Annotated in this window: 19 protein-coding genes and 1 riboswitch; of the genes, 14 read left to right on the forward strand and 5 right to left on the reverse strand. The window is 45.1% G+C overall.

Translation table 11 applies throughout. From position 1 onward, the window contains the following. Window positions 1–74 precede the first annotated feature (74 nt). The 7 genes from KDM92_RS10220 to KDM92_RS10250 all read left to right on the forward strand — a co-directional run bounded on the left by KDM92_RS10220 (window position 75) and on the right by KDM92_RS10250 (window position 9,943). A complete protein-coding gene (locus tag KDM92_RS10220) occupies window positions 75–941 on the forward strand; it encodes an ABC transporter ATP-binding protein (RefSeq protein ID WP_212684247.1) in 867 nt (288 codons plus the stop codon). Further along, on the forward strand, window positions 941–2,611 hold the full coding sequence (locus KDM92_RS10225; protein WP_212684248.1) for a hypothetical protein: 1,671 nt from the start codon (window positions 941–943) through the stop codon (window positions 2,609–2,611). The genes KDM92_RS10220 and KDM92_RS10225 overlap by 1 nt, the downstream gene beginning before the upstream one ends. A gap of 150 nt (window positions 2,612–2,761) precedes the next feature. After that, window positions 2,762–3,018, forward strand: a riboswitch (cobalamin riboswitch). Window positions 3,019–3,244: 226 nt separating this feature from the next. Beyond that, window positions 3,245–5,092: a TonB-dependent receptor domain-containing protein gene (locus tag KDM92_RS10230; RefSeq protein ID WP_212684249.1), complete on the forward strand. Its 1,848-nt coding sequence runs from the start codon at window positions 3,245–3,247 to the stop codon at window positions 5,090–5,092. Window positions 5,093–5,157: 65 nt separating this feature from the next. After that, window positions 5,158–6,168 (forward strand): FecCD family ABC transporter permease, encoded by a 1,011-nt coding sequence (locus tag KDM92_RS10235; protein ID WP_212684250.1) that lies wholly within the window; start codon window positions 5,158–5,160, stop codon window positions 6,166–6,168. Then, window positions 6,168–6,983 carry an ABC transporter ATP-binding protein gene (locus KDM92_RS10240; protein WP_212684251.1) on the forward strand — a complete coding sequence of 272 codons (816 nt, stop codon included), beginning with the start codon at window positions 6,168–6,170 and terminating at the stop codon, window positions 6,981–6,983. Before KDM92_RS10235 ends, KDM92_RS10240 begins: the two co-directional genes overlap by 1 nt. 84 nt (window positions 6,984–7,067) lie before the next feature. After that, window positions 7,068–8,384, forward strand: coding sequence for a cobyrinate a,c-diamide synthase (locus KDM92_RS10245; RefSeq protein WP_212684252.1), 1,317 nt, complete (start codon window positions 7,068–7,070; stop codon window positions 8,382–8,384). A gap of 101 nt (window positions 8,385–8,485) precedes the next feature. Next, window positions 8,486–9,943, forward strand: a complete 1,458-nt coding sequence (locus tag KDM92_RS10250) for a cobyric acid synthase (RefSeq protein WP_230408280.1) — start codon at window positions 8,486–8,488, stop codon at window positions 9,941–9,943. Window positions 9,944–9,990: 47 nt separating this feature from the next. Here KDM92_RS10250 and KDM92_RS10255 read toward each other — a convergent pair whose 3' ends face one another. Continuing rightward, the gene (locus KDM92_RS10255) at window positions 9,991–10,155 is read right to left on the reverse strand and encodes a hypothetical protein (RefSeq protein ID WP_212684253.1); all 165 of its coding nucleotides are present in this window, start codon (window positions 10,153–10,155) and stop codon (window positions 9,991–9,993) included. A gap of 175 nt (window positions 10,156–10,330) precedes the next feature. Here KDM92_RS10255 and KDM92_RS10260 point away from each other — a divergent pair, with 175 nt between their 5' ends. After that, window positions 10,331–12,568, forward strand: a complete 2,238-nt coding sequence (locus KDM92_RS10260) for a TonB-dependent receptor plug domain-containing protein (protein ID WP_212684254.1) — start codon at window positions 10,331–10,333, stop codon at window positions 12,566–12,568. Window positions 12,569–13,050: 482 nt separating this feature from the next. Here the strand turns inward: KDM92_RS10260 and KDM92_RS18575 are convergent, their stop codons facing one another. Next, window positions 13,051–13,548, reverse strand: coding sequence for a pilin (locus KDM92_RS18575; protein WP_329603149.1), 498 nt, complete (start codon window positions 13,546–13,548; stop codon window positions 13,051–13,053). 113 nt (window positions 13,549–13,661) lie between these two features. Continuing rightward, window positions 13,662–14,594, reverse strand: coding sequence for a LysR substrate-binding domain-containing protein (locus KDM92_RS10270; protein WP_212684255.1), 933 nt, complete (start codon window positions 14,592–14,594; stop codon window positions 13,662–13,664). Window positions 14,595–14,713: 119 nt separating this feature from the next. On the opposite strand from KDM92_RS10270, the gene KDM92_RS10275 reads away from it, so the two are divergent. The 6 genes from KDM92_RS10275 (at window position 14,714) to KDM92_RS10300 (ending at window position 20,168) form a co-directional block, all read left to right on the forward strand. Next, the gene (locus tag KDM92_RS10275; protein ID WP_212684256.1) at window positions 14,714–15,751 is read left to right on the forward strand and encodes a DUF1338 domain-containing protein; all 1,038 of its coding nucleotides are present in this window, start codon (window positions 14,714–14,716) and stop codon (window positions 15,749–15,751) included. A gap of 2 nt (window positions 15,752–15,753) precedes the next feature. After that, window positions 15,754–17,208 carry an FAD-binding oxidoreductase gene (locus KDM92_RS10280; RefSeq protein WP_329603150.1) on the forward strand — a complete coding sequence of 485 codons (1,455 nt, stop codon included), beginning with the start codon at window positions 15,754–15,756 and terminating at the stop codon, window positions 17,206–17,208. A 176-nt stretch (window positions 17,209–17,384) separates the two neighbouring features. Next, complete coding sequence (locus KDM92_RS10285; RefSeq protein WP_212684257.1) at window positions 17,385–18,512, forward strand: C1 family peptidase; 1,128 nt, start codon at window positions 17,385–17,387, stop codon at window positions 18,510–18,512. A 211-nt stretch (window positions 18,513–18,723) separates the two neighbouring features. Beyond that, window positions 18,724–18,924 carry a hypothetical protein gene (locus tag KDM92_RS10290; RefSeq protein WP_212684258.1) on the forward strand — a complete coding sequence of 67 codons (201 nt, stop codon included), beginning with the start codon at window positions 18,724–18,726 and terminating at the stop codon, window positions 18,922–18,924. 158 nt (window positions 18,925–19,082) lie between these two features. Beyond that, the gene (locus KDM92_RS10295) at window positions 19,083–19,643 is read left to right on the forward strand and encodes a hypothetical protein (RefSeq protein WP_212684259.1); all 561 of its coding nucleotides are present in this window, start codon (window positions 19,083–19,085) and stop codon (window positions 19,641–19,643) included. Window positions 19,644–19,754: 111 nt separating this feature from the next. Then, window positions 19,755–20,168 (forward strand): nuclear transport factor 2 family protein, encoded by a 414-nt coding sequence (locus KDM92_RS10300; protein ID WP_438947462.1) that lies wholly within the window; start codon window positions 19,755–19,757, stop codon window positions 20,166–20,168. A gap of 33 nt (window positions 20,169–20,201) precedes the next feature. Here KDM92_RS10300 and KDM92_RS10305 read toward each other — a convergent pair whose 3' ends face one another. Both KDM92_RS10305 and KDM92_RS10310 read right to left on the reverse strand, forming a co-directional pair. Beyond that, complete coding sequence (locus KDM92_RS10305; protein WP_212684260.1) at window positions 20,202–21,107, reverse strand: EamA family transporter; 906 nt, start codon at window positions 21,105–21,107, stop codon at window positions 20,202–20,204. 39 nt (window positions 21,108–21,146) lie between these two features. Next, entirely contained in the window at window positions 21,147–22,346 is a 1,200-nt protein-coding gene (locus KDM92_RS10310) for a toxin-antitoxin system YwqK family antitoxin (protein WP_212684261.1), read from the reverse strand. Between the last annotated feature and the right edge of the window lie 210 nt (window positions 22,347–22,556).

Below are 22,556 nucleotides of genomic sequence, written 5' to 3' on the forward strand. Positions count from 1 at the left end.
TCTATCGATCTGTCTCATTAATTGTTTTTGCTTTTGTTTTCTTGCGACAGAGTTCAATTTACAGGAGGTGTGTGATGCTAGAGATACGTAACGTCGTAAAAAAATATGGAACGAATGTGACTGCTGTGAATGATGTTAGTTTGCAGTTGCAACGTGGCGTTGTCGGTTTGATTGGACATAATGGCGCGGGCAAAACGAGCTTGATGCAAATGATCGCGACATTGACTAAACCAAGCAGCGGTCAGATTGTGTTTCAAGGCATTGATATCCTCAAACATCCCGATGCAATTCGTACACGCCTAGGTTTTTTGCCGCAGGATTTCGGTGTTTATCCGAATTTGAGTGCACTCGAATTCATGCAATATTTTGCTGCCTTAAAAGGTGTGCGTGATCCAGAACGGATTTCTTATTTACTTGAACTGGTGAATTTAACGGAGCATGCGCAACGCTCTGCATCTGCATTCTCTGGTGGTATGCGACGTCGTTTAGGTATTGCACAAGCTTTACTCAATGATCCAGATATCTTGGTGGTGGATGAGCCAACCGCTGGTTTAGATCCAGAAGAGCGCTTACGTTTTCGCAATTTACTCAGTGAGTTGGGTAACGAAAAACTGGTGATCATGTCGACCCATATTGTGTCTGATGTAGAGAGCGTTGCGAGTGAGTTAGCGATTATGCGCAATGGCAAATTAATTGGTTTCGATACGCCAGACAATATGATAGAACAGGCACGCGGCAAGGTTTGGTCCTTGCAGTTACCGATTGCCGATGCCGAACATCTGCGACAAAATTGGCAGATCTTACATGCGCAGCGTCAGCATAGTTTGATGACCTTGCGGATTGCCCATCCTACTCAACCGCATAGTGATGCCGTCATGGTCTTGCCTAATTTAGAGGATGCACTGATGGCGCAACGTTATTCGCTGCAAGAGGTGGCATGATGCGCGAATCAATTGCTGCTGTTAAAACACCGAAAGCTGCGGTTCAAGCTGACAGTTACCAATCTCGATCAACTTTTCAGTTTAGACGGTCGTCAGATATACGACAAACGATGGATTTATTGTTGGTATTGTCGCGCAATGAAGTGCGATTACGGATGCGCAGGCTTAGTACATTGTTTGCTGTGATGTTGATGGTAGCGCTAAGTTGGGCAATGATTGTTGATCCCAAAACTGGTTCTAGCCTGATGGCGATAAATCAAGCACGCGTGTTGTATACGAGTTCTGCGTTGGCAATGGGAAGCGCAAGCTTGCTGAGTTTTTTGATGGCCTTGATAGGTTTTTATTTGGTACGCGGACGCATCGTCGAAGATATTCGGAGTGGTATAGGCGGTGTTATTGCCGCAACGCCAGTGAGTAATAGTTTGTTTCTAATTAGTCGCTGCTTGGGTGGTGTCGCATATATCTTGGCGTTGGCGATGGTCGCGATGTGTTCGATTATGGTATTGCACGCGATACGTGGTGATGGCCCAATACAAATTCTTGTGTATGTAAAAACTTACTTGCTTGTATTGGGACCAATGGCTATTTTTGCGGCGAGTGCGGCGATCTTGTTTGATAGCATTCCGCTGTTGATGGGGAAAGCCGGTGACTTTTTGTATTTCATCGCATGGGTTTTTCAGGTATCGATCGTCGCCAAAATCGCCGATATGAACGCGGGTTTGATTTCAGCATGGCTACTAGCAGATTTTAGTGGCTTGGTAAGCACCATCGTGGTTTTGAAAACACATTTGTTGACCAATAATTTTTCACTTGGTGCTAGCACTTTTAACCCTTTGATTACACCGATTAGTCTGCCGGTGGATATGTGGACTAACCCTATGTTGTTTATGCGCTTGAGTTCGGCAGTTTTGGCGCTTTGCCTATTGCTACCCGCATTTGTATTATTTCATCGCTATTCTCCCGATAAAGTAAAACAGTCGCATGCGAGAAAACGCCGTACCCCATTGGAATTATTGAATGGATGGACGCGCCCTTTAGCGAAACAAGTACACCCCATTTTGTTGTGGTCTGCTAAATCGGCTAACTTTGCTGGTCAGATCGTCGCAGACGTCGCATTGACTTTGGTAAATGCACCATCTGCGATTGTTGTGATAGTGGTTGTTACCTTACTCAGCGCACTCCTTAGTGTCGATGCCTTGTCAGGTTTGGCGATTTTTTCGCTCGCATTTTGGGGAATATTAATCAGCGATATAAGCACGCGCGATTTTCAAGCGGCGATAGAAAGCATGACTGCCGCAGTGAAAGGTGGAGCAGTTCGTCGCTACTTTAGACAGTGGATTGCGACGATGGTGTTGGGATTATTGTTGACCGGCGTGATTCTGTTGCGACTAAGCTTTGTGTCGCCGTTGCTGGCCTTGGCTTTGTTAGTTGGATTGTTCAGTATGTCGGCTTTGGCTTGTTGCTTGGGGAAACTGACCAACACTGCAAAGACCTTTATGTCACTTTATTTGTTTGGATTATATGTAGCAACTCAAGCGCAGGACGTAGCAGTTTTAGATGTGTTCGGATTTAACGGAGTGGCGACGCTTCAGACCATTTTGTTGCAGACGGTGATTGGCGTTTGCGCAATGTGCATTGCTTATTTCTACACGATGTATAAACACAGGTAATTTTTATACCAGTCTTTAGGCAATTGAGCTTGGTGTTGTAGCAATTTGCTGAGTTTTTGCTGCGTCTTTGTGCGCAGGGAATGAGGGCGCTAGGTAGTTGATTTGGCTTAAGGAATTACTATGCGTCCTTGTCCTTCCCGCGTTTAAAGGCTAAAATGCGCGTGTTTTGGTGCCCGCCGACATAGTCTTGTCGGCAGTTAAACGGGAAACACAATGCATTTTGCATACGTGTGCTGCCCCCGCAACGGTGTACAAACGTCTAATCGTATCTACATGCTTAATAGCGTTGGATCGTTAATTTTGTTGAGATTAGACCAGCCATCCTTCATCGCCACTGTGTTTCGGCATGGGAAGGTGTGATGGTGATGTTTGTCAGCCCGGATACCGGCCAAGATAAGTGAAGTATTGCGAACGGGGATGTTCGCTGATGTTTTTTCTGACTTTAGTTTTGCATAAAACTAGTTCATAGAATTAATCATTTCAGCTGAAACTTGCAAACCAGCATTGTTTGGTTTGCTTGAACTCATTCAAATCATACTTTGTATTTAAGCACCCAACGGGAATGTAGGTGGCTTATGACCTGCCAATTGTCATCACAGGATGTGAGCGACTTTGCGCAATCACGTATTTATTATGACTCAATATTGCAAACCTATTTGTCTGGCATTGGCTGTAGCAGCCTGCTTTTCTCCATCTATTTCTGCACAAGCGCAAGACAGCCAAGCGCAAGTCTTAGTTACTGCAACGCGCCAGCCGCAAGTTGCGAAGGACGTGTTGGCTGATAATGTTGTCATCACCGCAGAACAAATTCATTTATCGGGTGCGACTAGCATCGTTGACTTGCTGCAGCAACAACGTGGTATCGAGATTTCTCGTACCGGCGGCGCCGGCTCAGTGTCATCGGTATTCATTCGTGGCGCAGCGAACTCACAAAGTGTCGTGTTTGTTGATGGTGTACGCATCGGCTCATCGACTACGGGTGGCGCAACTTGGAGCAGTATTCCTTTGTCGCAAATTGAGCGCATTGAAATTGTTTATGGCCCTTTATCTAGCTTGTATGGTGCCGATGCAATGGGCGGTGTGATTCAATTATTTACAAAAAAATCGGGCCCACAATCACGTACTAGCTTGAATGTTGGCATGGGAAGTAATCATCTACGCAAATTTGAAGCTGGTATTTTCGGCTCGTCTGCGAATGATTTTCAATATAGTTTAAATTCTGCTAAAGAAAGTAGCGACGGTTTTTCTGCATCGAAACCAGCATCAGGTGCCTTCACATACAACGCCGATAAAGATGGTTACACACAAAAAAGCTTTAACGGTAATTTGGCATGGAAGCTCAATTCTGCGTTGACGCTAGGTGTGAATTTTGTACAAAGCACTTTAGATGTCGATTTTGATGCAGGACCAAGTTATAAAGATCGTGGTCAGCAAAAATTTGACAATGTTGCGACCTATGCGAAAGCGAAATTAGCGCCCAATTGGAATTCTAGCTTGCAGCTCTCTCGCAACACAGATCGCGTGTACACCGACGCTTCTTATGGCAAAGGTAATGCAGATACGAAGCAACGCGGATGGACTTGGCAGAATGATGTTAGCTTCGGCAAAGACGTATTGCAATTTGTCTTTGAAGACAGAGAAGAAGACGTGCGTACCAATACAGCAGGCATCAGTGGCAAGCGTGATACGCAGTCTTACGCACTGGCTTACACCATGAAACAAGATGCGCATTTGGCGAGTTTGAGTGGACGAGTCGATGACAGCTCTCAATACGGAAAACATAGCACTGGCAGCATTGCTTACGGCTATAAATTGTCCGATGTTTTGCGCGTCAATGCGAGCTATGGCACTAGCTTCCGAGCACCTACTTTCAATGAACTGTATTACCCTGGTTTTGGTGTTGCTTCGAATCGTCCTGAACTTGGTAAAAATGCTGAAGCTGGTCTGTTCTATGACGACAATGTGTGGCAATTGAGTGCGGTTTATTATCAGAATAAAATCACTGATTTATTGGTCAGTACAAACCCATGTCCAGTCGAAGTGGCAACGCATCGCTATGGTTGCGCGTATAACGTCAATAAGGCGACTTTATCTGGCTTCACCTTGGGCGCATCGGCGCGATTAGGTCAGTGGAATTTACGTGGCACGATGGATATTCAAGATCCAACTGATGACACCACTGGAAAACGTCTGGCGCGTCGTGCCAAGCAGCATGGTAGTTTAGGTGTCGATTATCGTATGGGTGATTTGACCTTGGGTGCAGAAAGTGTGTTTTCTGGTGAGCGCTACGATGATCCAGCAAATCGCAATCGTCTAGCGGGTTATGGCATTGTGAATTTGATCGCAACGTATAAATTAAGCACCTCATGGCAATTACTGGCGCGTTGGAATAACGTCGCTGATAAAGAGTATGAGCTGGCACGCAACTACCGCACGCCAGAATCTAACTTCTACCTTGGGTTAAGCTACGGCTTCAAATAAACCAAGGTACTGATGGGATGTCCAGCATCCAGTAGAACCTAGATAAGAGGACGCCACCGGTGAGAATGCAGACACAAAAACGCGCAACTAGTTTGATACTAGCGATGTGTCTGCTCGCCTTGGTGAGCATCGTGTTTGCATGTCTAATCGGCTCTGTTCCACTGTCTCTGCGTGAACTGTGGCAAGCCTTGTTTGACTTGTTGCAAGGGCAATCATCAAGCCTAGCAAGTAGTGTGTTGGACTTACGCTTGTCACGCGCATTGTCGGGTTTTGTGACTGGCGCCACGCTTGCTTTGTCTGGGGTGTTGATGCAAGCACTATTGCGGAATCCTTTGGCTGATCCTTATGTGCTGGGATTATCAGGCGGCGCTTCGGTGGGTGCACTCGCGACGATCTTGTTCTTTGGTGTTGGTGTAATGGTGGATATTGCGGCGTTTGGCGGTGCGATTTCGGTTGCCGCTTTGCTGTTTATGCTCGCATACCGTGATTTGCGTGGCTCAGGTAGTTCCGAGGGAAGTGCACCATTATTGTTATTGACTGGTGTGATCGTAGCGGCGGGTTGCGGAGCCGTGGTGACCTTGCTATTGTCGATCGCGCCAGATAGCAGTTTGCGTGGCATGGTGTTTTGGATGATAGGTGACTTGTCGAATACCCAACCGCGATATCTATCGTGGCTAATTTTGTTATCGGTCGCAGCATTAATGATGAAAAATGCACGCGCAATCAACATCGCCGCCATGCACGCGGACAATGCCACTGCCTTAGGTATCAATATTGGACGTTTGAGAAAAACTTTATTTGTATGTGCTGCGCTATTAACCGCAAGTGCGGTTAGTTCGGCTGGTAGTATAGGTTTTGTCGGCTTGATTATTCCACATGCTTGTCGCTTTGCTCTTGGTCCTGATCATCGTTTGTTGATCCCAGTAGCGAGCTTGGCTGGTGGTAGCTTTTTGGTTTGTGCTGATGCATTGGCACGCACTGTGGTCGCACCGCAGCAATTACCTGTGGGAGTCATTACCGCCATCATCGGTGTTCCTGTATTTTTGATACAGCTACATCAATTACGGAGAAGATGATGCAGGCACGAAATCTGTTTAGTGCCGATCTATCGAGCACAAACTTATTAAGCACGAAGCAATTATGCTTGTCTGTCGGCGCTAAAACTTTATTACGCGATTTAGATTGGCAAGTGCAAGCAGGCCAGTGTTGGTGTGTGATTGGACGTAATGGAGCAGGGAAAAGTACCTTATTACGTTCACTCGCGCGCTTACGAGAAATTGAATCTGGCATGATTCAATTGCACGGCAAAGATATACGCGAATGGAGTTTGGAAGAACTCGCCAAGGAGCGTGCGTATTTGTCGCAATCGCGTGTCGATGCATTTGCTTATCGCGTCATTGAAACCGTGCTGAGCGCGCGTCATCCATATCACGATACGCATTACTGGGAAACTGCACAAGACCATGAAATCGCCTTGCAAGCTTTACGTTTACTGGACGTTGAAGAGCTGGCACAACGAGATGTGCGCAGCCTTTCGGGCGGCGAGCGCCAACGTGTAGCGATTGCCGCCTTGCTTGCGCAAGATGCCGGCTTGCTATTGTTAGATGAGCCAGCCAATGCGCTGGATTTAAGCCATCAAGTCAGTGTGATGCAAATTTTGGCGCGCGAATGTAAGAATGAGAATAAGGCGGTTGTGATGGTCAGTCACGACTTAAATTTATCGTATGGAGTTGCCACGCACGCCTTGTTGATGATGCCCGATGGTTCATATCTGTGCGGCGATAAGGCACAAGTGATGACGATTGAAAACCTTAGTCTATGTCTGGCGCATCCGATTGAACGTTTTGTGCACGGCGATCAGGTGTTATTTCTTCCAAGTGTTCCTGTCTAAGTTGATTGCCCTCGATGGCAGAGAAGTGCTTGCATTGCGCCAAAAGTGGTCTTTTTCAGTTCCCCATTTTTTGAATAGGTTTATATGAATCCATCTACATCTAAGTCGTTGGCGCCAGTAGTCATGATTTCGGCGATTGCCTCAGGGCAGGGGAAAACGACGGTTACCGCAGCGCTAGCGCGTTACTTCACGCAGCAAGGAAAGCGCGTACGTGTGTTTAAAACGGGCGCTGATTTTATTGACCCCATAATGCTGCAACAAGCATGTGGTAGCCCGGTGTTTTCATTAGATTTGTGGCTATTAGGTTTGCCCGCCTGCCGAGCCATGTTGAAACAAGCTGCGCAAGAATCTGATTTGGTCTTGATTGAGGGCGTGATGGGTTTGTACGATGGCACCCCGTCTTCAGCCGATTTAGCGAATGCTTTTGGTGTTCCTGTATTGGCAGTGATTGACGCATCTTCTATGGCGCAGACTGTGGGTGCAGTGGCACTTGGTTTGCGTGACTTTGGACCGGTTCAATTAGCTGGTGTCGTAGCAAATCGGATTGCCTCTGATGGACACTTGTCGATGATAGAAAGTGCTTTGTGCGATATTCCCGTATTGGCAAGCCTGCGTCGACAAGAGCAAGCATTACCTGAGCGCCATCTCGGTTTGGTATTGCCGGATGAAGTGGGCGGTGTAGATCAAATCTTAAATCGTATGGCCGATAGTTTGACTGTCGACATGGCTGCGTGGCAGACCATTTCGAGAATGCAGTTGCTAGATGAGGACGCGCCTGTTACTGATGTTCCGCAACTACTAGCGGGAAAACGTATAGCGATAGCACGCGACGCGTCTTTTGCATTTATCTATCCAGCAAATTTGCTGGCTTTAGAGCAGATGGGGGCGCAGCTTGATTATTTTTCTCCTTTAGCAGATCAAGCAATACCAGCAAATGCAGATGCCTTGTATTTGCCCGGCGGCTACCCAGAATTGCATGCAGCAACCTTGAGTCAAGCGCATTGCTGGCTAAGCTCCCTCAATGCTTTTCAACAAGCTGGTAAGCCGATTTATGCAGAATGTGGTGGCATGATTAGTTTGGCTGAATCCTTGGTGGATTTGGATGGAAGGCAGTGGCAGATGGCGGGATTAATTCCAGGTCAAATTCGAATGCAGAAACGCTTAGCTGCGCTTGGTATGCAAAGTTGGGACACTCAGCATGGCGAATTGCGCGGTCACACCTTTCATTATTCGACTTTTGATTGCCCATTGAGCGCAAGTGCGCATAGGATTAAACAGAAGACGCAGGAAAATGGCGAGGCAATTTATCAAATTGGACAACTGCAAGCGACGTATTTCCATGCCTATTTTCCGTCGAATTATGCGGCGACCGCAGCTTTGTTTTCAGTCGTTGAGATTTAGAATTGTAAGATATGAAGTTGAACTTGCACCATGAACTAAAAGTGAAGCAAGAACTAAACTAATTAATTAAATTTAACGCAGAACCAATCCCAACGCGAATCATGAAAATACAAACTTTAATGGTGCAAGGCACGACTTCTGATGCAGGCAAGACGACCGTGGTTGCTGCGCTGTGTCGTTTATTGCATCGGCAAGGTGTCAAAGTGGTTCCGATGAAACCGCAAAATATGGCATTAAATAGTGCGGTGACTGCCGATGGCGGTGAGATTGGTCGAGCGCAAGCCTTGCAAGCGCAAGCGGCAGGATTGCCACCTCATACTGATATGAATCCGGTTTTGATTAAACCCTCGTCGGATATGGGAGCGCAAATTGTGGTGCACGGCAAGGTGCGGGGTGATATGGATGCGCGTGACTATGATCAATATAAAACTGTCGCGATGTCGGCAGTGCTTGAATCGTATGCGCGCTTACAGCAGCAATACGACAGCATCATCGTTGAAGGCGCGGGTAGTCCAGCTGAAGTGAATTTACGCGCGCGCGATATTGCTAATATGGGTTTTGCCGAAGTAGTTGATTGCCCAGTGATCTTGGTGGCAGACATTGACCGAGGTGGTGTGTTTGCCCATTTTATCGGCACGCTTGAATGTCTATCCGAATCAGAAAGAAATCGCATCATTGGTTTTGTGATTAATCGCTTTCGCGGCGATATTCGATTATTGGAGCCGGGTTTGGAATGGCTAGAGCAAAAGACAGGTAAGCCAGTTTTAGCGGTACTGCCTTATCTGCATGGATTGATGCTTGATGCGGAAGATGCGATACAAATTAAGCAAAATCAAACTGGTAAATTCAAGATTATCGTGCCAGCGATACCACGCATCTCCAACCACACCGATTTTGATGCACTACGTGCGCATCCCGACGTTGATTTGCAGTTTATTGGCCCTGATCATCCTATTCCACCCGCTGATTTGATCATTCTTCCTGGCAGTAAAAATACCCGTGATGATTTAGAGTTTTTAAAACAACGAGGTTGGCAAACCGTGCTGGAAAAACATCTGCGCTATGGCGGCAAGCTCATTGGTATTTGCGGTGGTTATCAAATGTTGGGTCAAATCGTCAGTGACCCGTATGGCGTTGAAGGCAAAGTTGGCGATTCGATGGGATTAGGTTTGCTCGATATTACGACTGAGTTGACTAAAGAAAAGCGCTTACAAGAGGTAAGCGGCTATTGTTTGTTTGGCAAAGATCAGACCGCCAAAGTAGCGGGGTATGAAATTCATATGGGCGTTACTTACGCCAGCAGCGAGACGCTGCCCGCATTTATGATTAATGCAGAAGAGGGAGTGCAAGAAGAGGGCACTCGTTCGCCAGATGATCAAATTTTAGGCACTTATTTACATGGCTTGTTTGATCATCCGCAGGCATGTCAAGCATTGCTAGCTTGGGCGGGTATGCAATCGGATACCACGGTTGATTTGAATGCGCTACGTGAACATAGCATTAATCGGGTTGCCGACGCTTGCCAACCTTTATTGGACGCATTGCAGCGCATCGCTTAACTTGAACCTTCGAGGTAGACTTTCTAACTCTGTTGCTACTCCCATTTCTATATTTCTGTCACACATATCCTCTCATCAATTACTGCCTTGTCGGTCAAGCCAATCAAGCCAAAGCAAAAGTCGCGCATCAAGGTATAATGCGCGATTTTCAATTTTTCGATGTGTTTTGCCGCTAGCAAATAAGCAAGTGCGTTGGCAATTGAGGCTTGCATACATTGAGAATTGAGCGAAATTTAGCGAAATATTAGATGCTATGTTTCACTAGGTTTTTCTATGTTTCTATCTGCCCAGCTTTTGTATCAAAGTGTTTCCTTTTGGGTATGGTGCTGAACTTTCTGCACTACCCACAAGTCGAAGCTTTATCTTTCATTAACTCTTGGTATTTATATGTTCTCTGTTCCTTCACAATTTCGTTTGGCTTTGATTCCTTTGTCTGTATTGCTAGCGTATGGCTCCACAGCGCATGCTCAACAAGCGCAAGAAGAAGCTGATAAGACGAAACAAAAGCAAACGGCACCTGCCAAGCCAGCGGCCACGCCAGCAGCGCCAACTGGCGCTGTACAAAAAGTTCAAATCAGTGGTGCTAAAGGATATGACGAGCGTCGTCAAGATACGGCAAGTAAGATCGTGGTCACGCAAGAGGATATCGTTCGCTATGGCGATACCAACATCGGTGATGTATTGAAGCGTTTGCCTGGCGTTACTATCGGTGGTGTGCAAGGTCGTGGTGGTGCGATTCGTATGCGTGGTTTGGGTGCGGGTTATACACAAATTATGCTCAATGGCGAACCTAGTCCACCGGGTTTCTCTTTAGATTCGTTAGCGCCTGACAATATTGAACGTATCGAAGTGATTCGTGCCGCCACAGCTGAATTAAGTACGCAATCGATTGCTGGTGCAATTAACATCGTGTTGAAAAAAGCGATCGTTACTGCTCAGCGCGAATTGAAGTTTGGATTCAGCGAAGAAAATGGCAAACCAGGTGTGAATGCCAGTTTGCAATTGTCTGACAAGGTCGGCAAGATGTCTTATTCTGTGTCGGGCAACGTAAATCACGGTGAATTTGGTCGTCCAGATTCTAGTACCGAAGTGTTTACCAACAACAAAGGTCAAGTAACTTTGTCGCGTAAATCGAATACCGAAAGTGAAGGAAAATTTCAGTCTATCGGTATCTCACCACGAATTAACTGGGTGTTAGATAACGGTGATATGTTGACTTCGCAAAGCTTCGTGAATGCCAACCGCTTTACTAATCGTAATCAGCAAACGACAGATACTTTGATCGGCGAAAAACCATTGTTCTTGGATGAAAATTCAAACAATCGTTCCGACAGCACTTCTATCCGTACTAACTTAAGCTATGTGCGCAAATTAGCTGATAGCGCCAAACTCGATGTCCGTTTTGGTGCGAATTACAATCAACGTGAAGGTGATAATAATTCGAATGCAAAAGGGGTATCGCAAACTTTAGTGCGTACTTATAGCTCAGAAAATACCGATAATGGCTTCACTTATGGTGGTAAATACACAGCACCATTCGTTGAAGATCATGCCTTAGCAGCCGGTTGGGATGGCGGTTACAGTAAGCGTAGCGATAGCAATACACGTCGCGATGTGATTACTGGCACAGGCCCAATTACCGCGTTTAATGCGGACGAAGAATACTCTGCAAATGTCAATCGTTTGGCATTGTTCGTGCAAGATGAATGGAATTACACGAAGAATTTGTCAATCTACGCAGGTGTGCGTTGGGAAGGCATTGATACCAGCAGTAAAGGCAACACGTACGCTGAGATCAAAAATCGCTCCAGTGTCTTAAGTCCAATTTTGCAAACCTTGTACAAAATTCCTGGTAGCAAAAATGACCAAGTACGTTTAGGTATTACACGTACTTACAAAGCGCCAGATACAAGTCGTTTGGTGCCACGTCGTTTCTTATCGACGAATAATAGTGCGACCAGCCCGGACAATATGGGTAATCCAAACTTGAAACCAGAATTGGCGTGGGGCTTAGATGCGGGATTTGAGCACTATTTAAGCGATGGCGGAATCTTGAGTGTGAATTTCTTCTTGCGTCGAATTGAAGACTTTACCCGTACATCGATTGTCAACGATGGTCGCTGGGTAGCAATGCCAACCAATGATGGCTTGGCGACGACACGCGGCGTTGAGTTTGATGCGAAGTTCCCATTGCGTAGCTTAATGGAAGATGCACCAGCAATCGATTTTCGTGCCAATCTGGCGTTTAATTCTTCAACTGTCAACTCGGTACCAGGCCCGAACAATCGTTTAGATTCGCAAACACCAGTCAGTGCGAACTTTGGCGTTGATTACAAATTGGATGATCTGCCTTTAACTTTGGGCGGTAATTTAAGTTTCCAAAATGCGGGTCCAGTACGTATCTCTGTCAATCAAAGTAGCTACGGCATTCCAAAGCGTGTGTTAGACGTATATGCGTTGTGGAAGTTTGATAATAAGTCGAATGTACGTGTTGCCTTGGGTAATGCGCTGCATCAGGATAACTTCTCTTCTAGCACCTACACCGATGCTAGTGGTTCGTTGGTTCGTACAAATACCTCAAAAACCAATATGGCGTTACGTGTGAACTTTGAACATAAGTTTTAATTCTTTCTGGCGAAAAAATGTATTTCAATATTCGTTTGTAATAGTATTTGAGCGAATACAAGTTCATTGCTTAATACATCAAAGGGCAACAATTTTAAATTTGTTGCCCTTTTTTTGTATCGAACGCCGAAATAATTAAGTTGTTAATAATTGGATGAGTTGAGCCAGCTTTTATTTAAACATTTTGTAGATTTTCTATTTTCTACGGTTTTTTTGTGTAAATGGTGCTGACTTGAATAAAGCGATCCCGATAGGTATTAGAAGCAAAGGTAAGATGAAGCTGACCCATCGAATCACTAGGTCGTCAGTAGGAACTCCATCGACAAGTATTGTTCCACCAGGAAGGATGTTTGGAAGTGCAGAAGCTGCAGATGTTATTCCCCCTATGACAAAACTGACTGCAATAACGCGTCGAGTCAAGAAATTGAATAATTTCCAATGAGCTTCTGAGTATTTCATTGAATTTAAATTTAACTGTGTAATTAAGGCTTTGGTTTGTCACGAGAACGGCAGATCAGTGGCAAATTTTGTGGATCAATGGTTGTTCTATCGGTGCCTTTTAATGTCATCTTGTCTGGCGCGCCAGCGTTTGCACAGACCCAAGTGATAGGGACAACTGGAGCATCAGCGACGACAGCAGGGCGGAAAGTTAAAATTTTATTTTCTAAAGATTTGTTGGCGCGATTGCCAAACTTCATGTGAATTGCGCCGTCTTCAACGGTCACGCTAGTCACATAATTACTGACGATTTTTTCCGGTGGTGGTAAACCAGCGGCATTGTTATCGACTGGAAAAATTTGTTCGGTCTTCCACGCTGTTGCGATTGGTGTTTTTGCGATCTCGATTAAGGGAATCGAGGTTTCAATTTGTTCGCGAATGATTTTGAATAAGTAAGACGGCAAAGCCATCGCCGCCAAAATTGCAATAATCGCGACGGCAACCATCGCTTCTAACAGTGAAAAACCGAGAATTTTTTTCATAAGTATCGCGTAATTAGGTGAGTGTTTGAAATGCTAATGAATTTTAACAAGTTATTTGTGGCAGGCGTGGATTTACTTGATTTGATTCATTTAGATTGATTATTTTGATTAGCCTATTGCGTCGCTGGTCCAGTTTGCTCGGTTTGCGCAGTTTGCAACAATAACCAAGATCGAAATGCTTGCAGTGTTGGCAAATTGGCGTTTTCTTCGGGATAAACCAAGTAATAGCCAGTCTGTTCGGGAAGACTTAAATCAATTGGTATTTGTAATTTACCATTATCTAGGTGATTCTTGACCATATAACGTGGAATCAAGGCCACACCTAAGCCGGCAATCGCTGCTTCGATTAACATCGTGAATAGTTCGTAGCGCGCGCCATTGACGGCGCAGATATCATTCTCGTGCTGGTGTAGATCGAACCAACGACGCCAATCTTCTAATCGTGTGCTCAGATGAAGCAATGGCATCTGTGCAAGGTCTTGCAGGTTTGCTTGTTTTTTTCTGCCCAAGTACTTTCGCAATAATTGTGGACTACACACAGGAATCGCTTGATCTTCGGCCATCAAATAATCGCCTTTGGTGCCAGGCCACACTGCATTGCCAGAGTGAATCGCGGCATGAAATAACGAATCCGGAAAGAGAAATGCACTCGTTCTGGTGCTCAGATTGACGGTGATGTCAGGACGTAATTGTTGAAATTCGGCCAGTCGAGGAATCAGCCATTGTGTTGCGAAGGTTGGGATGACTGCGAGCTCTAACACGCCTGCACCTTCTTTGTGCGCCATCAACTCTAAGGTATCGCGTTCAATTTTATCTAGATGTCGGCGTATTTTTTCTGCATAGTCACGTCCAGCACTACTGAGTTGCACACGTTTTTTTACCCGTGCAAACAAGGCAAGGCCCAGCCAATCTTCTAAATTCGCGATTTGTTTGCAAACCGCGCTTTGGGTAAGTGCGAGTTCGTCGGCGGCTTGGGTAAAGCTCTGCAAGCGAGCAGCCGCCTCAAAAACAAGCAAGGCATTTAAGCTAGGAACTTTGCGACGCATAGTATGTATTCCATTTCTTCACTAAGTATTGATTTTAACTCCTTTGAACTGCTGCGCCAATTTGTCTACAGTAATGCAAATATTGAATGAAGAATTCTATCAACATAGGCGACATACTCATGAATAGCAATTTGATGCATTTGCTGGAACAACAATTAGGTCAAACCCAAGCCTTGGTACTCGTAAATTTAATGCATATTCCAGCACGATTTTCTCGCTGCGAGATTGATAAAATATCTCGCGCAGAATTGGCGCAGGTTTTGAATATGTTGTTGCTTCATGGTGTATTGCAACGCGTTCCAAGTGGTCAACAATATACGCAAGAGATCACTTCGCGTGGTGAGCGTGTGATGCTCGATCACGGTGCTTTGCGCACGGTACGTTGGTTTGATTCTGGGTTGTTACCTGCGGGTGAAGTCGCCATCACTAGGATTTTGCGGCCGCTCGGTTATGCATTAAATGGTGTTTATCCTTTAGAAAAACTTAAAATGACGGGGCGCTCATACGCGCATCTTGATGACCCTGAAAATATTTCTCAATTCTTTGTCAGTGAATTGCATCCAGAACGATTTTCCACGGCGTTTCAACAAGCCGTTAGCCGAGTGATAGGGGCGTCGATAGATCCGCTCACACCCACTGCGATAACTTTGTTGCATGAACTTGAACGTGATGGCTATTTGCAGCTGGCGCAAGCGCTAGATTTAATGCCGGTCTTATTGGCTTGTTTTGCACGGCAACATGGCGCGCCAACTGTAGCCGACTATGAACTGCTGCTCACAGAATCAGCCGAAATGGCATGGATCGCAACCGAAGGAAATGTCTTTAATCATGCGACGGATCGTGTAGCAGACGTGATAGCGGTAAGTGATGCGCAGAAAAAACTAGGACGTCCGATTAAAGAAAAAGTCGAAATTTCTGCATCTGGTCGCGTACGCCAAACGGCGTTTAAAGCCGACTTAGTTGAGCGTGAATTGATTGATGCGGATGGTCGAACAATTCTTAGAAAAGTGCCGGGATCGTTTTATGAATTGATTAGTCGTGACACGATTCCAGACACCAATCCAGCGCGTTTAGATCTTGGATTTGATACTAGCAATGCGCAGGGTATTTTTAAAATGACGGCTAATTCAACCGTTGTCACTAGCGCGCTAGCTTAATTGTGAAACAACTGTCCTCAATCATTACGCCAGTCATGGAAATGCACGAAAACTCACTATTCGTTAAGTTTAAAAACCTCTTGGGCGAGATTGGATTTCTATCTGATCCCGTTGATTGTCGACCATATTGTCGAGGTGCTCGCTATGGCCAAGGCGATAGCTTGGCGGTATTGCGACCCGATTGCCATGAACACGTCGTTGAGATTGTGCGTTTGTGTCGTGAACATCATCAAGCGCTAGTTTTGCAAGGTGCGAATACGGGCTTGGTTGCAGCAAGTACGCCAGATGGAAGTGGGCGATTCTTAGTGTTGAGTTTGGAACGCTTGAAAAAATACATTGCGATTGATGTCGTCAATCGCTCTGTTGAGGTAGATGCAGGTTTGTGTTTGCATGAGTTGAATCAGGCACTAGAGGAACATGGATTATTTTTTCCAATTGACCTTGCTGCCAATCCGTCCGTTGGTGGCATGATTGCTGCAAATACCGGTGGCGCAAAGTTGATTAAGTATGGTGATGTTAGGCAAAATTTGTTGGGATTACGTGCGGTACTGATGGAACCTGCGGGGCAAATACTAGATTTGCGTCATGCTTTGCGCAAGAATAATACAGGCCTTGATTTGAAGCACTTGTTTGTTGGTAGTAGCGGCAGTTTTGGCGTGATAACGCGTGCCGTATTACAGGTACATTATTTGCCAAGACAAACTGCGGTCGCCTTAGTCGTGCCGCGTGATCAGTCTGCGGTGTTGGAATTATTGCAGGTGTTAGAACGCGATTGTGGTGAGTATTTGTCTGCCTATGAAGGCATATCAGGTGCCGCTCTGGATGCGGTCTTGCGTCATGTGCCAGCGATTACCCAGCCTTTTCATCCTGAGCCCTGTCCGGAATATTGTGTATTGATCGAGCTCAGTAGCCGTGCTGATACATCTACTGGTTTAGATCTCAACGTACTGTTAAGCACTTGTTTGGAGAAGATGTTTGGGACAGTAGTGGAAAATGCCGTAATTGGTCGCGCGAAAGATCTTTGGCGGATTCGCCATGCAATCAGCGAGGCGGTAAGGCATGAAGGACGCGTGATCGCTTTTGATATTTCTATGTCACGTTCGAATCTGGTTGATTTTCGGGCACAAGCTTTGCAACTGATCGCTGCGCACTATCCATGGATACGTGTGATGGACTTCGGACACTGGGCTGATGGTGGTTGTCATTTCAATTTGGTGTGGCCAAGTGATGCCTCAGAAGAATTCTCGGACCACATTGTTCAACAAATTCGCGATCAAATATATGATTTAGTGGTGTTGCGTCATCAAGGTAGTTTTAGTGCCGAGCATGGCATCGGCCCTTACAATCAAATGTATTATCAGCGTTATACATCGCAGATGCAAAAACATTTATCTGGGCAAATTCAGGGATTGCTTGATCCAGAAAATTTACTAGGACTTTGTCGCTTCGGGGAATGATTTGGTGATTGATTAAGTTTTTGCACTTCCGTCTTAGATCGGTTTAAACAGTTTTCTATTTGATTATCTATTCATTATGCCTGCATAGAGTTATGATGCGCAGGGCGCAATTTGACTGTTTCGTATGTGATGCAGTTTGAGCGCTGAATTTCGTAGAATAAATAGAAAAGGACATCATGAAACTGAAACTGAACGCGATCTTGAGCGCGCTGATTTGTACTTTGATTTGTGCGCCAACGACGCTACTGGCGCAGCAAGCAAATGCCACAAACCCAAGTACAGGCAACAAAAAAGCATTTACCATTACCCATGAAGCGCAACGTACAGCGGCCAAAGACCAAGCGCGTACTAACACTTGCTGGAATTTTGCAACCGCTTCTTTTATGGAGAGTGAAGTGGCGCGCCAGGGTGGCAAATTAATTGAGTTATCAGAGGTCTTTGGCGTTCGTCACGCTTATCCACTTAAGGCTGATGCGTATTTGCGCGTACAAGGCAAAGCGACGTTTTGGGAAGGTGGTAATAATCACGATGCAATGGAAATGTTGCGTCGTTATGGCGCTGTTCCTAAAGCGAACTACACTGGTTTGAAAGAAGGTGAAACACGTCTAGATCATGCAGAACTGGCAGCGACTACGAAGGCTTTTTTAGATGCGGTGATTAAGTCGGGACGACCAAGCAAATCATGGCGCGCTGCGTTTGAAGGAATTTTGGATGCCTACATCGGAAAGCCACCAGCGAATTTTGTTTACGAAGGAAAGCTACACACGCCACAGAGCTTCCGCGATCAAGTTTTAAAACTAAACCCAGATGATTATGTCGAAGTGACTAGTTTTAGTCATCATCCGTTTTATCAGCGTATGCGCTTAGAAATTCCTGATAATTGGTCACATGATAGCCGCTTCTTGAATGTACCTATCGACGATATGGAAAGAATCATGATTAACGCCTTGACCAATGGCTACACGATTTCATGGGGTGGTGATACGAGTGAAAAAGGCTTTAATGTGAAAGAAGGCTTTGCCGTATTGGATGATGAAGCGAAAGAAGTGACACAGAACGCAAGACAAGAAGCGTTTGACGATTGGCGTAGTACAGACGATCACAGTATGCATGTTGTTGGCATGAGCAAAGATGATCAAGGTAAATCCTACTTCTTAACGAAAAATAGTTACGGTACCAGTAGCGGTCCGTTTGAAGGTCATTTGCACATGAGTAAAAACTATATTCGCATGAAGACCATTTATTTCATGGTACACAAGCAAGCTATCCCCGAGGATATTCGTCGTAAAGCTGGCTTGAAGTAAGGTCGAATTGAAGTACATGTACGCTTGACACGGTGATGTTAGATCATTGTGTCAAGCAAAGTATCGAGGTAACACTGAAACCCATAGTTCGACTAAAATGCCTTTAATCTTATGCATGCTTTTAATCTTATGCGTTTGGTGTGATTGCTTAGTCGAATCATGCTTTGCGTTATCGATGAAAAATCATCTCTCTTGAATTAGGAAAACAAAAATGAAAAAAGTAATTTCTGGCCTAGGCATCGTGTTCGCGACCATTAGTTTAAGCGCATGTATTTCTGTTAGTGAAAGCAACCTGGAAAGCGGCAAACAAATTTCTATCATGTCGCAACAAGCGATTGCCACTTGCGGGCAAGGCAATGTCGACACGGTATCGACTTCTAGTTTTAAATGTAAGTCACAAGGCACGCGCTAGGTGGGCTTGTAGGTACGTAGGTATGCGATTGTTTTTTGAGATGGCTTGCCACTAGATTCTCAATTGCAAACTGATAGCAGCTTAAATGAGCACCAAATAAATGAGCACCAAATGCTTAAAGCAAGACTTGGTGCTTTTTTCTTTAGTAGGAAGAAATCATGTCTAAGAACTCAACGGTTGATGCAAATTATCGGTTTATCGCGGCCTATCAAGAAGTCAATGCACGGATATCTCAACGTCAACATGCCTTGGCATTGTATGTGACACTAGTCGTCAGTTTGTTGGCGGCTTTGGTTGCTCTGAAGTCGAATGAAAGCAAAGGTGAAGTGCCGGTGGAATGGTTGATGTTGGGCTTCCCAGTCGCGTCGCTAAGCTTAGCGTTTCTTAACTATAAAGCGGAACGCGCGATCACGAATTTACGTCGCTTTTTATCCGCGTTAGAACAATTGGGCGATGCGCATGAAACTTTGCCGAGTTATAACACACACCAAAAATGGGCAAGTGGCGCAAACAAAGCGCGACGCTTTCATGATTATGCCTCTGCTGTGCTGGTTGCTGGTGGTAACTTAATTGGACTCGGCGCTGTCATGCGTATTTATCCTTCGCGTATTGGTGATACTTCAATCGCATTTTGGATGTCGGTTTTCATTACGGTGATTTCGGTATTGACGATTCTATTGAGTCCACAGTGGAGCTTTAAACCCGAGGAAACCGAATAAACCCGATTGTTGTCATTGATGGCGACAATTTTTTGCGTTTGGATTGATCATGTCGATAAGAATGCCAATAAAAACCTTGTCCCCTTAGCGATATAGTGGAAAGTGATATAGATGCAAAACGAGCAAATATTGAACATTACTTCGACAGATCAAGCACGATTCTTAGTCGAACAATTTTGGCAGCTGATGGCTAGCAATGATTTCTTTTCTGTGAGTGCAGTGTTAAGTGAAGATTTTATATTGGAGTGGCCACAATCTGGCGAGCGAATTCGTGGCGCAGAGAATTTCGCAAAAATGAACGCTGAATATCCCGCGCATGGACCATGGATTTTTACGGTGCATCAAATTATGGCTGAACATCAGATGGCTGTTAGTGATGTATCGATAACGGATGGTGTGCAGCGGGCGCGGGCATTGAGCTTTTTCACTGTTGCGAACGATAAAATTCAAAAAATTGTTGAGTTTTGGCCCGATCCATTTGTCGCGCCAGAGAATCGTCGGCATCTAGTTGAAATCATGAACTAAAAAGATCAGCGAAGTCACACGCAAATAGCGCCTTCATTTTTCACGTAAAGCATCGATAAGCTTTTGACCAAATACATTAAATAATAGACCTGCCATTACAATCAGCGCTCCAATCATTTGTGTTTGATTGAGTGATTCGTCCAGAATAATCCAAGCAGATGTAAGCCCAACGACAGGCACCAGTAGACTCAATGGTGCCACTACGTGGGTTGGCAACGCGGCTAATAATTTGCCCCACAAAGTATAGCCAATCAAGCTCGCTGCGCCAGACAAATACAAGATTGTTAGTACGGCAGTCAAGCTAATGTGCGTCAGACTATGCCAGACTACCGCAACGCCATCCATCAAACACGATAGTAGTAGGAAGGGAATGATAGGTAGCAATGCGCTCCATGCAACCAAGCTGAGCATATTGACTGCGCCCATTTTTTTGCTGACGATGTTGCCGCATGCCCAAGAAAGTGCGGCACATAATGTTAATCCAAAGCCCGCCACACTCACTTGCGCAGCGCTGTTTGTGATGCTGGCACTACCAAGTAAGAGTAATCCAAGACTCGCAATAAAGATACCGATAACATTGCTGGGTTTTAAGCGATCACCGAAAATTAAGGCGGCTAAACCAACAGTGAAAAACGCTTGCGCTTGTAATACTAATGAGGCCAAGCCAGCCGGCATGCCGACCGCAATCGCAGAAAATAAAAACGCAAATTGGGCAAAACTAATTGTTGTCGCATAAATGACTAGCCATTTCAGTTCGACCTTGGGTTTGGCTAAAAAGAAAATGGCAGGGAAGGCGACAAAGGTAAAACGTAATGCTGCTAACAATAACGGCGGTATCCCTTTCAAACCAATTTTAATCACGACAAAATTCATGCCCCATAAAACGATCACGATAAAAGCTGTGATTAAATGGATAGGTTTGAGATGGGTATTTGTCATCTGGATGTTCTATTCTGTAGTAGGCAATTTGTAGTGGGCTTATTTGCGGTAGGCTTTTCTGGAGCCATCTTCGAACACTTCGTCATCACTAAGCAAAGCGCCTTGTTCATTCCATGATTTTTGTCGATAAATCTTGCCAGCTGCATTGTAATGATATTCATGAGCGAGATTACCATTTTCAAAAAAACCTTGATGTATGCCGATGGCGCGGCGACGGTAGGTCGATTCAAGCATATAGCTCGCCGTTTCGATTAACTTACCTTTGTCCGAAAAACTTTTTACTTCAAGTACGGGATACTTGTCGTCATAGCGATATCGGTCTTGCGAGCTAGTTTGACCATTCAGATAAAACTGAGTTTCTTCCGTCAAGACATTGCGTCGACGTCCATCTTGTTCCAGCATGGTGAATTTTTGTTCCTTAATGAGAGAACCATTTTCATGAAATTCTGTTTTGCGAATGAAGGCGCGTGATTTCTCTGCCATGTTGAAAACAACTTGGTAGCGCTTATTGCCGTTGTCGCCGTAGTTAGTCTCGGTCAGTTCATTATTTTTTAATTCGCTGGTGCTGCGTACTTTGCCGCTGTTGTAGTCAAATTGGGTAGATTCTTGTACGACCCCAGCTAGCAGCATTTCGGCAGCGCGTTTTTGTCCATTGTCGTTGAAGTAGGTGAGCTTAGATGGCTTTGCTTTAAATCCACATAAGTTGGCATCATCGACATGTGGCGCCAAAATCGGTTTATTCGCACAGCGCAAACTATTAAGGCTGCCGTCTGCATTCCAACGTATGCTGGCAGATTCGGCTTCATTGTTACCGATCATTTCTAACTTTTTGAGCTTTCCTTCCGTTGTCCATTCTCTTTGTAAGCCTTTGCGCTTGCCATGATCTTCGGTTTCTTCTTTGATCAATTTGCCATTGCTGGCGTATTCACGCCGAAGGCCGTGTCGCTGTCCGTTCTCTTCATCATGAAACTCTAGAACTAAAACACCATCGCGGTACTGACGCGATAAACCATAGATTTTTCCCGCCTTAATTTCTCGTTCTCGACTTAGTTTTCCTGTTTCTCGGTCTTTGCACTGGATGATGCCAGTTTTGCCTGCGGTGGTCGCACCGTTATACATGCTGACAGATTCACCGTTCAAAGTGCAATCTTCAACAGCGAAACTGACTGGGCTGAATAGCGATCCAAATGCTAGGCTGCAACTGAGGATGACTGCTTTCGGTGAAAATGCATGGTGCATAATGTGATTCTCTTATTCGTGGGGAAATGCCAACGATTATATGTCAGCTTGTTCAAGGCATCGCTTTCAAATTCCAAGATTGTAGAACTTCGTATTTGGCGTATCTTTGAACGTCCTCTGTTTGAAATCTTTTATCCGCAGATTTCACATATAAGAGTATTTTGGAAGCTACTAAACAAAGTTTGATTGACGAAATTGCTTGTTCTCAAA

Origin of the sequence: Affinundibacterium baiyunense (assembly GCF_018139645.1) — a bacterium.
Lineage (GTDB): Bacteria > Pseudomonadota > Gammaproteobacteria > Burkholderiales > Burkholderiaceae_D > Undibacterium > Undibacterium baiyunense.

What these genes read in the sequence shown, in the direction of transcription:
- KDM92_RS10220 (WP_212684247.1), top strand. Translation starts at nt 75, where the DNA reads ATGCTAGAGATACGTAACGTCGTAAAAAAATATGGAACGAATGTGACT.
- KDM92_RS10225 (WP_212684248.1), top strand. Translation starts at nt 941, where the DNA reads ATGCGCGAATCAATTGCTGCTGTTAAAACACCGAAAGCTGCGGTTCAA.
- KDM92_RS10230 (WP_212684249.1), top strand. Translation starts at nt 3,245, where the DNA reads ATGACTCAATATTGCAAACCTATTTGTCTGGCATTGGCTGTAGCAGCC.
- KDM92_RS10235 (WP_212684250.1), top strand. Translation starts at nt 5,158, where the DNA reads ATGCAGACACAAAAACGCGCAACTAGTTTGATACTAGCGATGTGTCTG.
- KDM92_RS10240 (WP_212684251.1), top strand. Translation starts at nt 6,168, where the DNA reads ATGCAGGCACGAAATCTGTTTAGTGCCGATCTATCGAGCACAAACTTA.
- KDM92_RS10245 (WP_212684252.1), top strand. Translation starts at nt 7,068, where the DNA reads ATGAATCCATCTACATCTAAGTCGTTGGCGCCAGTAGTCATGATTTCG.
- KDM92_RS10250 (WP_230408280.1), top strand. Translation starts at nt 8,486, where the DNA reads ATGAAAATACAAACTTTAATGGTGCAAGGCACGACTTCTGATGCAGGC.
- KDM92_RS10255 (WP_212684253.1), bottom strand. Translation starts at nt 10,155, where the DNA reads ATGCAAGCCTCAATTGCCAACGCACTTGCTTATTTGCTAGCGGCAAAA.
- KDM92_RS10260 (WP_212684254.1), top strand. Translation starts at nt 10,331, where the DNA reads ATGTTCTCTGTTCCTTCACAATTTCGTTTGGCTTTGATTCCTTTGTCT.
- KDM92_RS18575 (WP_329603149.1), bottom strand. Translation starts at nt 13,548, where the DNA reads ATGAAAAAAATTCTCGGTTTTTCACTGTTAGAAGCGATGGTTGCCGTC.
- KDM92_RS10270 (WP_212684255.1), bottom strand. Translation starts at nt 14,594, where the DNA reads ATGCGTCGCAAAGTTCCTAGCTTAAATGCCTTGCTTGTTTTTGAGGCG.
- KDM92_RS10275 (WP_212684256.1), top strand. Translation starts at nt 14,714, where the DNA reads ATGAATAGCAATTTGATGCATTTGCTGGAACAACAATTAGGTCAAACC.
- KDM92_RS10285 (WP_212684257.1), top strand. Translation starts at nt 17,385, where the DNA reads ATGAAACTGAAACTGAACGCGATCTTGAGCGCGCTGATTTGTACTTTG.
- KDM92_RS10290 (WP_212684258.1), top strand. Translation starts at nt 18,724, where the DNA reads ATGAAAAAAGTAATTTCTGGCCTAGGCATCGTGTTCGCGACCATTAGT.
- KDM92_RS10295 (WP_212684259.1), top strand. Translation starts at nt 19,083, where the DNA reads ATGTCTAAGAACTCAACGGTTGATGCAAATTATCGGTTTATCGCGGCC.
- KDM92_RS10300 (WP_438947462.1), top strand. Translation starts at nt 19,755, where the DNA reads ATGCAAAACGAGCAAATATTGAACATTACTTCGACAGATCAAGCACGA.
- KDM92_RS10305 (WP_212684260.1), bottom strand. Translation starts at nt 21,107, where the DNA reads ATGACAAATACCCATCTCAAACCTATCCATTTAATCACAGCTTTTATC.
- KDM92_RS10310 (WP_212684261.1), bottom strand. Translation starts at nt 22,346, where the DNA reads ATGCACCATGCATTTTCACCGAAAGCAGTCATCCTCAGTTGCAGCCTA.